Origin of the sequence: Nocardioides antri (assembly GCF_008373765.1) — a bacterium.
Classification (GTDB): domain Bacteria; phylum Actinomycetota; class Actinomycetes; order Propionibacteriales; family Nocardioidaceae; genus Nocardioides; species Nocardioides antri.
The window spans coordinates 1-11620 of the sequence record NZ_VUJW01000010.1 but is presented as its reverse complement, the minus strand read 5'-3'; the positions used below and the strand labels follow the sequence as shown (position 1 = coordinate 11620).

Here is an 11620-nt window from a genome sequence, read left to right as displayed (position 1 = left end):
CCCCAGGCCGCTATCCTGTCGCCGTGGGCAGGGTCACGCGCAAGGAGTCGCACGCGCAGACGCGCGAGCGCCTGGTGGAGACCGCCCACCGGCTGTTCCTGTCGGACGGCTACAACGCGACCTCGCTCGACAAGGTGGCCGCCGAGGCGGGGTTCTCCAAGGGAGCCGTCTACTCGAACTTCGCCACCAAGCACGAGCTCGGCCTCGCCGTGCTCGACGTGCTGCACCTGGAGCGGGCGATGTCGCTCGCGGCGGCGGTGAGGGACGCCGAGACCGCCGAGGAGCGGATCGAGGCGTTCGCCCGCTGGGCCGAGGACAACATCGGCGACGTCGGCTGGACCGCGCTCGAGGTCGAGTTCGCGACCAGCAACCGCCACGTGAAGGGCATCGACCAGGCCCTCGCCGGCCGGCGTCGGGAGCTCACCGCGGCCGTCGCCGACCTGATCGAGCAGCAGGCCACCGACCTCGGGCTGACGCTCCCCCTCCCTGCGGAGGATGCCGCCGTCCAGCTGCTGTCGCTCGGCATCGGGCTGGGCGTCCAGCGCGCCTTCGACCCCGAGCTGCCGGTCACCAGCCTGGTCGACCTGCTGCGTTCGCTGCTCGACCGCTCCAGACCGGCCGAGTGACGAGGCCGCTACTGTGCGCGACATGCGTGCCGTAGCCACTGCCGTCGTTCCCGTCCCACCCGACCAGGTCTGGGCGGTGCTCGCCGACCACGAGGCGATGTCGTCCTGGGGCCCGGGCGTCACCGTCACCGTCACCAAGGAAGGCGTGGCCGAGCGCAACGGCGTCGGCGCGGTCCGCAAGATCGCGGCGGCCGGCCCGGCGCCTGCGGTCATCGAGGAGATCACCCGGTTCGATCCCGGCACCGCGCTCGGCTACAAGGCGCTCGCCGGGGCACCGCTGAAGAACTACCGCGGCCTCGTCGAGCTCTCGCCGGTCGGTGAGGGCACCCAGATCGCGTGGTCGATCTCCGCCGACCAGCGGCTCCCGCTGGCCGAGAAGGCCGTCGCCAAGACGATCGCGACCGTCCTGCTGCGGCTCCTGGTCCGCGCGGTCAAGAAGTAGGACGGCGTCGTGGACATCACCTACCCCATCACCATCGCCGCCGCGAAGGCGTGGTTCCGCCTCAGCGACATGAAGATCACCATGACCGGCGTGGAGAACATCCCGCGCGAGGGCGGCGCCCTGCTCGCGATCAACCACCTGTCGTACGTCGACTACGTGATGGCCGGCTTCCCCGGCGAGCGCCAGGGCCGGCTGACCCGGTTCATGGCGAAGAAGGAGGTCTTCGACCACCCGGTCGGCGGACCGGTGATGCGGACCTTCAAGCACATCAGCGTCGACCGCTCGGCCGGCCTGGAGTCGATGGAGCGGGCCGAGAGCGCGCTCCGCGCGGGCGAGGTCGTCGGGATCTTCCCCGAGAGCACGATCTCGCAGAGCTTCCTGATCAAGGACCTCAAGACAGGCGCCGTGCGGATCGCAGCACGCGCAGACGTACCCCTGATCCCCATCGTCCTCTGGGGCACCCACCGGATCTTCACCAAGGGCCGCAAGGTCGACCTGTCGCGGCACCAGCGGATCGGCATCGAGGTCGGTGAGCCGATGCGCCCCACCGGCGAGGACCCGGTCGCCGAGACCGCGGAGCTGCGCTCGCGGATGGAGTCCATGCTGGAGCGGCTGATCCTCGCCGAGGAGGACCGTCCCGAAGGCGCCTGGTGGCTGCCCCAGAAGTACGGCGGCTCGGCGCCCACCATCGAGGAGGCGGCTGCGGCGTACGCCGAGGAGCGCCGCCTGCGCGCCCAGCGCAAGGCCGCGAAGAGGAAGGCCAAGTAGCCGACGGCGCACATCGGGAGCGGCGGCATCGGTGGTCTCTGGCCGCTGCTCTCCGTCCGCAGCTTCGAGGCGGTGTTCGGCCCGAAGACCGACCGCTGGCTGGAGTACACCGTCGCCGGCTGCTGACCGCGGTCGGCTACGTGCAGTGGAAAGCCGGTACGCCGGAGGACTGGCCCCATGCGCGGCGGCTCGGCATCGCGACGGCCGGCACGTGCTCGCCATCGACCTCGTCTACGTGCCGCGCGGCCGGATCCGCTGGACCTACCTGATCGACGCCGCCGAGGAGGCCGCGTTCATCGCCGCGAGCAACCGGCGAGGGCGCAACCTGACCGGGGGGTGACAAGGGTCGGCCCCCAGGGCGTTGGGCTCAACCCCGGGGGCCTCGGAAAGGTCGAGTCTGCAGCCTCGACTTTGCCGTGTGGGGACCGGTACCCGTGGTGTGCGGATGCATCCAGCCTGGGGCCGAACAACGGACGATCGCCCGGCTAGCCCTTGCCCTTGCCGCCGCCCTTGTTCTTGTTCTTATCGTTGCCCTCACCCTTGCCCTTGTCCGTGTCCTTGTCGTCGCCCTTGTCCTTGTCCTTGTTGTCCTTCTCCCGGTCGTCACCGTCGTCCGGCTGGTCGACGGGAGGGCTCGTCTCGTCCTGCACGCCGTCGGACACCGTGCCCGTGTCCTGCTCTTCCGGCTCGGTGTCGCCCGTCGTGGCGGGCGACGTCGCGGGCGGCCCGGGACCGTCGTCGTCTTGGGCCCCGTCACCGAGGAGGAGGCCAGCGACCGAGAGCGCGACGACGACCAGGGCGGCGGCGGCCACCGCCGCCACGGCCTTCAGCGACCTGCCCGGAACAGCCCCGGACGACGGGTCCATGCGCTCGGTCGGCGCGTCGTCCGCGCCTACGGCGGCCGCCCCCACGGGAGCCACCGCGGAACCCACCTCCAGGACACGGGTGGCGGCCGGCGGTGCCCCCGAGCCCTGGATCCGGCTGGCGACCTCCGCTGCGGTCGGCCGGTCGGCCGGGTCCATCGCGGTCATGGCGGCGAGCAGCTCCCGCCAGTCGGCAGGGAGGTCCTCCGGGATGTCGGGCGCCCGGTGCAGCCGCGCGAGGGCGGACTCGATCGGCGTCCCCGTGAAGCAGCGCTCACCCGTGAGGGCCTCGATCAGCACCAGGCCGAGCGAGTAGACGTCGGTGGGCGGCCCGACCGGCGCTCCCCTGGCCTGCTCGGGCGACACGTAGGCAGGAGTGCCGATGGTCGTCCCGGTCTTCGTGTGGCGCACCATGTCGCCGACGAGCCGGGCGATGCCGAAGTCGGCGAGCTTCAGCTCGCCGCGCGGGCCGAGGAGCACGTTCGCCGGCTTCACGTCCCGGTGGACCACGTCCTGGGCATGGGCGTAGGCAAGGACCGCGGCGAGCTGGGCACCGACGTCCCCGACGCGGTCGAGGGGCAGCGGGCCCTCGCTGAGGGCAGCGGACAGCGGGGAGCCCTCGACGAGCTCCATCACGAGGAACGGCTGCATCCCCCAGACGCCGGTGTCGAGCACGGTGACGAGCCCCGGGTGGGACAGCCGCGCCAGCAGCCGGGCCTCACCCATGAACCGGTCGCGATCGACGTCGTCCACGGTCTCGCGCAGCACCTTGACCGCGACGTCGCGGTCGAGCACCTGGTCCCGTGCGCGGTAGACGTCGGCGACGCCACCGCGGCCGAGCAGGTCACCGAGTCGGTAGCGGTCGGCGAGGAGGGTCACCGCCCCATCCTGCACCGCACTTGACAGGCTAGGAGCATGCAGAGCCTGTTCAACGTGCCGCTGGAGGAGCTCCAGCAACGTCGGAGCGCCAAGTGGACCTCCTACCCGGAGGACGTGCTGCCCCTGCCGGTCGCCGAGATGGACGTGCACCTGGCCGCTCCGATCGCCCGTGAGCTGCACCGGGCCATCGCGGAGTCGGACACCGGCTACGCCGGTGACATCGGACGCCTCACGGAGGCATTCGGCGGCTTCGCCCGCGAGCGCTGGGGCTGGGAGACGTCCGGTGCAGCCTTCAAGGCCTGTGCGGACGTCGCCACCGGCGGCACCGAGCTGATGAGGCTCCTCGCACACGGGCAGCAGGTCGTCGTCACGCCGCCGGTCTACCCGCCCTTCTACAAGTGGATCGCCGCGGCCGGCGCCGAGTGCGTCGACGTACCCCTGGCGCAGGACCGCGGTGCATACCGGCTGGACATCGACGGCATCGGACACGCCTTCGAAGCCGGCGCGAAGGTGCTGCTCCTCTGCCACCCGCACAACCCGACCGGGCACGTCGCACCACACGCCGACCTGCTGCGGATCGCCGACCTCGCGGCCGAGCACGGCGCCCTCGTGATCTCGGACGAGATCCACGCGCCACTGACCGCGCGAGGGACGGAGTTCACGCCGTACCTCTCGGTCAGCGAGAACGCCGCCGCGACCGGCCTCGCGCTGCACAGCCCGTCGAAGGCCTGGAACCTCGCCGGGCTCAAGTGCTCGCTCATCGTGGCGGCTGACCCCGCCGTGATCCCGTCCGGGCTCCCCCACGAGCTCCCGTGGGGCGTCGGCCACCTCGGCCTCCGAGCGGCGGAGGCCGCCTACCGGGAGGGTGCTCCGTGGCTGGACGACCTCCTGGATGCGGTCGAGGCCAACGCGCGCCTGCTCGAGGGCCTGAGCTCCGACCTGCTGCCGGGGCTCCGCTTCCGACGCCCGGACGCCGGCTACGTCGCCTGGCTCGACCTCCGGAAGTGGGAACTGCCCGCCCCGCCCGCCGCGTTCTTCCTGCAGGCCGCCCGGGTCGCCGTCAGCGACGGGGCCGACTTCGGGCCCGGCGGCGCGGGGCACGTGCGCCTGAACTTCGCCTGCTCGAGCGAGGTCCTCACCGAGGCCGTCACGCGCATGGCGGCCGCCCTCGGCGGCGGTGGCGCCACCCAGCCGGCCCTCAAGCCTGCCTGAGGCCCGCAGGGCCGGCGTCACGCCGCGACGTCATCCCAGCATGCGACGCGCGAGCTCTTCCAGGTTCGTCCGGATCCGGGCGCTGGCGACCCGGAGCCGCCGCCGCTGGTAGAGGTAGACCTCCGGCGCCACCGGAGCCAGGAGCAGGTCGACCATGGCCTGCGGGTCCCGGCAGTCCGCTTCCCGCAGCAGGGCGAGGACGTGCGCTCGCCAGAACCCGTAGGCGCCCACGGAGAACCGCTCGTGCCCGACCTCCGTGCCGAGCACCAGCCGGCCGTGCCGTTCGAGAAGCTCCACCATGGCTCCGTAGAAGGCGGCCAGGCGCTCACCGGGAGGAGCACCCGGTCCCAGTGGCGGCTCCCCCCGGAGCATCGCCTCCTGCAGCTCTGTCTCGTGCTCGCCCAGGAGCGCCGCAGCGATGGAGGCACGGTCCGGGAACCGCCGGTAGAGGGTCGCCTTCCCGACGCCTGCCGCCTGGGCGATCTCCTCCATGGTCACCTCGGCCGGGTCCCGCTCCGCGAAGAGCCGCGCCGCGGCCGCGAGCAGCTGCTCGGTGTTCCGTGCGGCATCCGCCCGCTGCATCTTCATCACTCGGAGGCTAGTGGACCCGTCCGATCTCGCGGGCGAGGCGACGCATGACCTCGCCCAGGTCCTGCGGCGGGAACAACCACAGCCCCACGCTGTCCGCGCCCGCGTCGAGCAGCTCGTCGATCCGGGCCGTCACGGTGCCGGGATCGCCGGTCACTGCGAGCTCCCGGACCCAGTGGTCGGCCGGCCGCACTCCTCCTGCCGCGTCGGGATCCGCGGACAGGTGGCGCGCGATCTCCTCGGCAAGGGGCGACCGGGTGACCAGAGCGGTCTGCGCTTCTGCACCGACGAAGAACCCCACCGCGTCCCTGACGGCGTCCAGGGCTCGACCGGCGTCGTCGTCGATCGCGGCCAGCGCGAAAGCGGTGACCCTCGGCCTCGGGCGGTCGGCCTCGCGGGCACCCTTGGCGACGAGGGAGGTGGCCCAGCGGACGTACGCCGGGCTGGACAGCACCGAGAGCAGGACGCCGTCGGCCACGGCGCCTGCCCGCGCCAGGGCTCGCGCGTTCACGGCACCGACCCACAGCTCCGGAGGGACGGCGGGCGGGAAGGACAGCCTGATGTCGCGGAACCGGTGCTGGCGCGTCTCGGTGTCGACCGCATCGCCCGCCAAGAGACGCCGTACGACGTCGACGGTCTCGACCACCGTCGACAACGGGCGGTCCGGGAGCAGCCCCATCTGCTCCAGCCAGTGGCGGTTGCCGAGTCCGATCGTCGCTCGCGTTCGTCCGGGGTAGAGGCGGGCGATGCCCGCGAGCTCCATCGCGAGGACAGCCGGGTGCCGCGTCATGGCGCTGGCCAGCCCTAGCCCGGCGGGGATGCGCGAGGTGGAGGAGAGCAGCTGGGTGAGCCCGGACATGCCTCCGGTGAAGAAGCAGTCCTCGGAGAACCAGAGCTCCCCGAAGCCGAGCTCCTCGGCGAGGGCGGCGCCCGCGGGAAGGTCCTCGGGTGGCGTCAGGCTGCCGAACACGATGCCGACCTGATGATGCTCGACCATGGCGAACGACCTCTCTCATCGGGCCTCAGGAACTTCCGAGGGCGAGGTGGGGCTAACTGGACGGTCGTCTCACTTATTCCACGACGGGGGTCCCGGCATCGACCCGACGGTCACCATGAGCGGGCGGAGGCCGTGGCGACGGTAGAACCGCAGCGCGTCCTCGTTGCCGTGCACGACGCCCACCCACAGGTCCTGCACGCCCACCGAGGCCATCCGCGCTCGTGCGGCCGCCAGCAGCCGGCCGCCGACCCCCTGGCCGCGCCACGAGGGCGCCACGGAGAGCGACTCGATCGAGCAGATCCGCGGCCCGGTCACCCAGGTGTCGTCCGGGCCGGCCAGGAAGTGGGCGAGGAGATAGCCCACGGGTTCCGCGCCGTCGTCGTACGCAGCGAGCGCGAAGGCGTCGGGTTCGGCCAGCCAGTGTCGGTAGCGCTCACGTCGGATCTCCCATGTCGTCGCCGGGTCCCACCACGGCGCCCACGCGGGACCGAGCCGCCGGTGCTCGGCGTCCAGCGAGAGCCACAGCGGCTCGACGACGTCGATCTGCTCGCCGGGAAGCTCGCGGATCTCCGGCTCCGGCCGGGCGTCGGGCGGTGGGGTGTTGTTCATCCGAGACCTCTTCTCTTCTGGCAACGTGGTTCGACAATACGGTCGACCGTATACTGAACTGGTGCCGCATTCAGATCTCACCGAAGCCACCGATCCCTACTGCCTCTCCCCGGGCGGTGCCGGCGGGTTGCTCGCCGGGGCGCCCTGGCGCCGCTTCGGCGTCATCGGGGACAGCCTGTCCGCCGGCGTCGGGGACCCGAGCCCCGGCTACGCGCCCGAAGGCTGGCCGGAGCGCGTCGCCACCACCCTGCGCCTGGTCGCTCCCGACCTGGAGTACTCCAACATCGCCCGCGTCGGCGCCACCACGGTCGACGCACTGAGGGACCAGGTCGACCGCATCCGCGCATTCGCTCCTCATCTCCTGCACGTCCCGAGCGGGCCCAACGACCTGCTGACGCGGACGCCCGACTACCCGGCGATCGAGAGGAACCTCGACCGGCTGTACGCCCAGGCGGCGGACACCGGCGCGCAGCTGATGACCTTCACGCTGGGACGGGCCTTCGTCGTACCCACCTTCGCCGACTGGACGGACCGCATCCGCCGCCTGAACGACATCGTCCGCTCGGTCGCTTCCACCCGCGGGGCTGTCGTCGTCGAGATGTGGGACCACCCGATCAACGACCGGCCGAACCTGGTGAGCGCCGATGGCATCCACTTCAGCTCGTCGGGCCAGGCGGTCCTCGCTGCGGAGTACGTCAAGAGCCTCGCCGCACTGATCAGGGACCATCGGGCGGTCTCGCGATGACGGACACGACGGTGACGGACAAGCGGCTGCTCCGCGGCGCCAGGACCAGGCGCGCCGTGCTGGACGTCGCGGTCGACATCGCGTCGGAGGACGACCTCGACCAGGTGACCTTCGGCCGCCTCGCCAGCGCGGTGGGCCTCACCAAGGCCGGGGTGCAGGCTCAGTTCAAGCACAAGGAGGCACTGCAGCTGGCGGTGGTCGAGCACGCGCGGGAGATGTTCATCGCCTTCGTGCTGGACCCCGTCCGGCACGAGCCGCACGGCGCCGAGCGCCTGCACGCCCTGCTGGACCGGTGGGTGGCGTACGCCACCACCCCCCTGTTCGCAGGTGGCTGCTTCCGCGTCGCGAACATGGCGCGGTTCGACGGCCGGCCCGGCGCCGTCCGGGACGCACTCTTCCGGGACCAGCGGGACTGGGTGCGGGTCCTGGCGAAGGAGCTCGGCCGCGCCAAGGAGGCCGGTCAGACGTCGTCGGACCTCGACGTGGAGCTGGCCGCCTTCCAGCTCGACGCGACCTTGTGCGCGGTGAACATCGCGTTGCGTCGCGGGGACCAGGACGCTCTCGAGACCCTGCGCCGCACGATCGAGGGCCTCCTGCCATGACGAGCATGACGGCTGCTGGCACGCCCCTCTGCGTCCTCCCGGCTCATTGCTCGTCCAGCCGCACGACCAGCAGCCCGGCGACGAGCAGCGCCAGGCCGGCCATCCTCAGGGCTGAGACCCGGTCACCGCTCCAGAGGACACCGAGAGCGACCGCGCCCAGCGCGCCGATGCCCGTGAAGACGCAATAGGCGGTCCCGACGGGAAGTCCGTCCATCGCGCGCGTCAGCAGGTAGACCGACGAGACGCCGAGCAGGAAGCACACGAGCGTGGGCACCGGCCTGGTGAACCCTTCGGTCGGCTTGATGCTCTGCGTCCAGGCCACCTCCACCAGTCCGGCAGCGAGCAGCCACACCCACGGGCCCACCATCACCGTGCCTCGACGAGAGACGCGACCTCACGCGCCGCGCTCCGGACGGACGCGAGCGCTGCGGCGACCGAGTCCTCGTGGGCGCCCTTGAACTGCGCGAGCACCGGGTCCACCCGGGCATTGCTCAGCTCGGCCACGACGGTGAGGGGCTCGGGAACCGAGTAGTGACCGAAGATGAAGTCGGACAGGTAGCGGAGATGGTGCTCCATCGGCGCGCGCGGACGGCCGGGGGCGTAGCTGCCGCCCTGCGCGCCAACGACCACGAACCGCCGGTGGCCCAGGTTCATGCGAGGGAAGGTGACCTGGTCGATCCAGGCCTTGAGCGCGGCGGGGATGCCGAAGTTGTACATCGGGGCCGTGAGGAGGACGACGTCGGCGGCGACCAGCTCGGCGAGGAGGGGCGCGACGACGGCCCACGCGACCTTCTCCTCCGCAGTCCGCGCCCCGCGGTGCAGGTCGTCGAGATCGGCGATCTGGTCCCGGAGCAGGTTGTCGCAGATCCGGGTCCACGCCTCCGTGATGGGCGGGATCGGCGGCGCGCACAGGTCGCGGTAGGTGACCGCGGCTCGAGGCTCGGCCGCCACGAAGGTGGACCGGAACTCCTCGCCGAGACGCCGGGAGATCGAGTCGCGCCGGGCACTCGAGTCCAGGTGGAGAAGATGCATGCGTGACCTCCTGTGTCGTAGGTGCACGCATAACTGGACGCTTCGTCCACTTATTCCGCCGCTCACCCGGTAAGCGGACGCCGAGCGAGTGTGTAACCATTCGAGTTACATATCCCATCGCCACAAGGAGCACCCATGGCTCTCCCGGTCACCATGTCCGCCGCCGACGTCGTCGAGCTGCGCCAGTACACGCTTCACCCAGGAGCCCGGTCCGACCTGGTCCGCCTCTTCGAGCGCGAGCTCATCGAGCCCCAGGAAGCCGTCGGCATGCGCGTCGGCGGCATCTTCCTCGACCGGGACGACCCCGATCGGTTCGTGTGGTTCCGCGGATTCGCCGACATGGACGCACGGCGGCGCGCGCTCGAGGCGTTCTACTACGGCCCCGTCTGGAAGGAGTTCCGCGACGCCGCCAACGCCACGATGATCGACAGCGACGACGTACTCCTTCTCCGACCCACCGAGCCCGCCCACCCCGCTCCGGACCCAGCGGGCGAGCGGGCGCCGGCCTCGGCGACCGGGCCGACCCGGCCGACCGACGAGTGGGTGACGGTGACGGTCTACGCGTATCCCCCGGACGCAGGCCTGGAGGCCTGGCTGGCGACCGACTTCCACCAAGCCGTCCAGGACCAGCTCGGCGCCGCCGTCGCCACCTATCGCACCGAGTCCGCCGAGAACGACTTCCCCGCCCTTCCGGTCCGCTCGGACAACGTCTTCGTGTGGACGGCCTCCTTCGGCACCGAGGACGAGTACGACGCGGCGCGCGCCAGGCTCCAGGCGAGCCGGGCGTGGCAGGACGACATCGCACCCCGGCTGGCGAGTAGCGTCAGTGCCCGCCAGTACCTGCGGCTCCAGCCGACCGCCCGCTCCCAGCACCCGGCGCCCGCGCCGGCCCGGACCGAGGCGGCGACGCGATGATCCTGGACGCACGCGAGCCGATCGGGCTCCCCAAGCGGACGTCCGGCTTCGACTTCCTGGTGGGGCGGTGGAACGTGGCGAACAGGCGGCTCCGCTCGCCGCTCACCGGGTCGGACGAGTGGTACGAGACCCACGCCACCGCAACGTCCGGGACCCTGCACAACGGCGCCATCAGCATCGACGAGATGTGGTACCCCGAGCTCGGGTTCGCCGGCTCCTCGATCCGCGTGCACACCCCGCACGACGACCGGTGGACCATCTACTGGGTCAACAGCGATACCGGTCACCTGCAGCCGCCGGTGTTCGGTCGGTGGGAGGAGGACGGACAGCGCTTCGTGGCGACCGGTCCTGACGTGTACGACGGGACGGAGATCCGCGCGCGCTACCTGTGGCACTCGATCGCGCCCCATTCCGCGGTGTGGGAGCAGGCGTTCTCGACGGACGACGGAGCCACCTGGGAGACCAACTGGGTGATGACCTGGACGAGGGACCGGGACTAGTCCGGTCTGCGGACATACCGCGGGTGAGGCAGAATCTGCGTGAGGAGCTTCCCCGTCCAGGAGAGGTCGATGAGCAGCAACAGCCGGCTGACGATCGCCGTCCACGCCCTGTGCTGGCTGGAGCTGTCCCGGCGCCGCGGGAACCCGACGCTGACGTCGGCCGAGATCGCCGACAGCCTGTTGTCGCACCCGGTCCTGCTGCGGCGGACGCTCGCCCCGCTCCGCGATGCGGGGCTCCTCGAGGTCGTCGGTCGCGGCCCCGGAACGGGTTGGCGACTCGCCCGGCCCGCCGAGGAGATCAGTCTCCGCGAGGTGAACGACCTCCTCGGGGACGACCAGCTCTTCGCGCTGCACCCGCATCCCCCGAAGCAGGACTGCCCGGTCGGCTTCGGGATCCCCCCGACCCTGGCCGAGGTCTACGAGGACGTCGAGGGGGCCGTCGCCGAGGCCCTGGCTCGCCACACCGTCGCCGACGTCCTCGATCGCCTGCTGCGGGAGCACCCCCTGCCCGCCTAGGCGTCGGGAGGCGGGCTCACGGTCCGAATGCTGAAGACCGGACCCAGCCAAGGTCCGGTTTGTCTGAGGGATCGGCGATCCCCGGGTCGAGTGGCGAAGGACTGCCGGGGTGTTGTGGTGACTGTCTGGGTGGTCGACCACCTTGGCAGTGACAACAACGCCGCGGTAGTTGCTCCATCGGGCCACTTCCGACACCTGTGAGATTGGGGTCTACCTCTCGCTGCCGGTCGCGGCGTGGGCCGAGGGCGAGTAGACCTCTCCGGCCCTTCATGCGCCCGCTACTGCCGCACGAAGGGCGCGCTCGTGCCGATTAGCGGTCGGTCGGC

16 protein-coding genes are annotated in these 11620 nt (G+C 71.5%); 10 read left to right on the top strand and 6 right to left on the bottom strand.

The window, feature by feature from the left end; translation table 11 throughout:
* Positions 1-23: 23 nt before the first annotated feature.
* The 4 genes from F0U47_RS15695 to F0U47_RS22050 all read left to right on the top strand — a co-directional run bounded on the left by F0U47_RS15695 (position 24) and on the right by F0U47_RS22050 (position 2176).
* The gene (locus F0U47_RS15695; RefSeq protein WP_149751424.1) at positions 24-626 is read left to right on the top strand and encodes a TetR/AcrR family transcriptional regulator; all 603 of its coding nucleotides are present in this window, start codon (positions 24-26) and stop codon (positions 624-626) included.
* Between the two features lie 22 nt (positions 627-648).
* A complete protein-coding gene (locus F0U47_RS15690; protein ID WP_149751423.1) occupies positions 649-1068 on the top strand; it encodes an SRPBCC family protein in 420 nt (139 codons plus the stop codon).
* 9 nt (positions 1069-1077) lie between these two features.
* Positions 1078-1836 (top strand): lysophospholipid acyltransferase family protein, encoded by a 759-nt coding sequence (locus F0U47_RS15685; protein ID WP_246159656.1) that lies wholly within the window; start codon positions 1078-1080, stop codon positions 1834-1836.
* Positions 1837-2047: 211 nt separating this feature from the next.
* Positions 2048-2176 carry a hypothetical protein gene (locus tag F0U47_RS22050; RefSeq protein WP_281291004.1) on the top strand — a complete coding sequence of 43 codons (129 nt, stop codon included), beginning with the start codon at positions 2048-2050 and terminating at the stop codon, positions 2174-2176.
* Positions 2177-2321: 145 nt separating this feature from the next.
* On the opposite strand, the gene F0U47_RS15675 is transcribed toward F0U47_RS22050, so the two are convergent.
* The gene (locus F0U47_RS15675) at positions 2322-3578 is read right to left on the bottom strand and encodes a serine/threonine-protein kinase (protein ID WP_223162803.1); all 1257 of its coding nucleotides are present in this window, start codon (positions 3576-3578) and stop codon (positions 2322-2324) included.
* A 36-nt stretch (positions 3579-3614) separates the two neighbouring features.
* On the opposite strand from F0U47_RS15675, the gene F0U47_RS15670 reads away from it, so the two are divergent.
* On the top strand, positions 3615-4790 hold the full coding sequence (locus F0U47_RS15670) for a MalY/PatB family protein (protein WP_149751422.1): 1176 nt from the start codon (positions 3615-3617) through the stop codon (positions 4788-4790).
* Between the two features lie 30 nt (positions 4791-4820).
* Here F0U47_RS15670 and F0U47_RS15665 read toward each other — a convergent pair whose 3' ends face one another.
* The 3 genes from F0U47_RS15665 to F0U47_RS15655 form a co-directional block, all read right to left on the bottom strand.
* Complete coding sequence (locus tag F0U47_RS15665) at positions 4821-5378, bottom strand: TetR/AcrR family transcriptional regulator (RefSeq protein WP_223162802.1); 558 nt, start codon at positions 5376-5378, stop codon at positions 4821-4823.
* A gap of 10 nt (positions 5379-5388) precedes the next feature.
* Entirely contained in the window at positions 5389-6375 is a 987-nt protein-coding gene (locus F0U47_RS15660) for an LLM class flavin-dependent oxidoreductase (RefSeq protein ID WP_149751421.1), read from the bottom strand.
* A gap of 69 nt (positions 6376-6444) precedes the next feature.
* On the bottom strand, positions 6445-6984 hold the full coding sequence (locus F0U47_RS15655; RefSeq protein ID WP_149751420.1) for a GNAT family N-acetyltransferase: 540 nt from the start codon (positions 6982-6984) through the stop codon (positions 6445-6447).
* A gap of 61 nt (positions 6985-7045) precedes the next feature.
* Here F0U47_RS15655 and F0U47_RS15650 point away from each other — a divergent pair, with 61 nt between their 5' ends.
* Together F0U47_RS15650 and F0U47_RS15645 are read left to right on the top strand one after the other, a co-directional pair.
* The gene (locus F0U47_RS15650) at positions 7046-7729 is read left to right on the top strand and encodes an SGNH/GDSL hydrolase family protein (protein ID WP_223162801.1); all 684 of its coding nucleotides are present in this window, start codon (positions 7046-7048) and stop codon (positions 7727-7729) included.
* Positions 7726-8331: a TetR family transcriptional regulator C-terminal domain-containing protein gene (locus F0U47_RS15645; protein WP_149751419.1), complete on the top strand. Its 606-nt coding sequence runs from the start codon at positions 7726-7728 to the stop codon at positions 8329-8331. Before F0U47_RS15650 ends, F0U47_RS15645 begins: the two co-directional genes overlap by 4 nt.
* 43 nt (positions 8332-8374) lie before the next feature.
* Here the strand turns inward: F0U47_RS15645 and F0U47_RS15640 are convergent, their stop codons facing one another.
* Together F0U47_RS15640 and F0U47_RS15635 are read right to left on the bottom strand one after the other, a co-directional pair.
* Positions 8375-8698, bottom strand: a complete 324-nt coding sequence (locus F0U47_RS15640) for a DMT family transporter (protein ID WP_149751418.1) — start codon at positions 8696-8698, stop codon at positions 8375-8377.
* Positions 8698-9363, bottom strand: coding sequence for an FMN-dependent NADH-azoreductase (locus tag F0U47_RS15635; protein WP_149751417.1), 666 nt, complete (start codon positions 9361-9363; stop codon positions 8698-8700). Before F0U47_RS15635 ends, F0U47_RS15640 begins: the two co-directional genes overlap by 1 nt.
* A 135-nt stretch (positions 9364-9498) precedes the next feature.
* Between F0U47_RS15635 and F0U47_RS15630 the strand changes: the two genes are divergently transcribed.
* The 3 genes from F0U47_RS15630 (at position 9499) to F0U47_RS15620 (ending at position 11294) form a co-directional block, all read left to right on the top strand.
* A complete protein-coding gene (locus F0U47_RS15630; RefSeq protein ID WP_149751416.1) occupies positions 9499-10278 on the top strand; it encodes an NIPSNAP family protein in 780 nt (259 codons plus the stop codon).
* Positions 10275-10778 (top strand): hypothetical protein, encoded by a 504-nt coding sequence (locus F0U47_RS15625; RefSeq protein WP_149751415.1) that lies wholly within the window; start codon positions 10275-10277, stop codon positions 10776-10778. Before F0U47_RS15630 ends, F0U47_RS15625 begins: the two co-directional genes overlap by 4 nt.
* A 69-nt stretch (positions 10779-10847) precedes the next feature.
* Complete coding sequence (locus F0U47_RS15620; RefSeq protein ID WP_149751414.1) at positions 10848-11294, top strand: Rrf2 family transcriptional regulator; 447 nt, start codon at positions 10848-10850, stop codon at positions 11292-11294.
* Positions 11295-11620: the final 326 nt, after the last annotated feature.

Excerpts from the sequence above, each read along its gene's own strand:
- F0U47_RS15670 (WP_149751422.1), top strand. The coding sequence starts at position 3,615 with ATGCAGAGCCTGTTCAACGTGCCGCTGGAGGAGCTCCAGCAACGTCGG.
- F0U47_RS15690 (WP_149751423.1), top strand. The coding sequence starts at position 649 with ATGCGTGCCGTAGCCACTGCCGTCGTTCCCGTCCCACCCGACCAGGTC.
- F0U47_RS15625 (WP_149751415.1), top strand. The coding sequence starts at position 10,275 with ATGATCCTGGACGCACGCGAGCCGATCGGGCTCCCCAAGCGGACGTCC.
- F0U47_RS15630 (WP_149751416.1), top strand. The coding sequence starts at position 9,499 with ATGGCTCTCCCGGTCACCATGTCCGCCGCCGACGTCGTCGAGCTGCGC.
- F0U47_RS15635 (WP_149751417.1), bottom strand. The coding sequence starts at position 9,363 with ATGCATCTTCTCCACCTGGACTCGAGTGCCCGGCGCGACTCGATCTCC.
- F0U47_RS15645 (WP_149751419.1), top strand. The coding sequence starts at position 7,726 with ATGACGGACACGACGGTGACGGACAAGCGGCTGCTCCGCGGCGCCAGG.
- F0U47_RS15660 (WP_149751421.1), bottom strand. The coding sequence starts at position 6,375 with ATGGTCGAGCATCATCAGGTCGGCATCGTGTTCGGCAGCCTGACGCCA.
- F0U47_RS15665 (WP_223162802.1), bottom strand. The coding sequence starts at position 5,378 with ATGAAGATGCAGCGGGCGGATGCCGCACGGAACACCGAGCAGCTGCTC.
- F0U47_RS15655 (WP_149751420.1), bottom strand. The coding sequence starts at position 6,984 with ATGAACAACACCCCACCGCCCGACGCCCGGCCGGAGCCGGAGATCCGC.
- F0U47_RS15620 (WP_149751414.1), top strand. The coding sequence starts at position 10,848 with ATGAGCAGCAACAGCCGGCTGACGATCGCCGTCCACGCCCTGTGCTGG.
- F0U47_RS15640 (WP_149751418.1), bottom strand. The coding sequence starts at position 8,698 with ATGGTGGGCCCGTGGGTGTGGCTGCTCGCTGCCGGACTGGTGGAGGTG.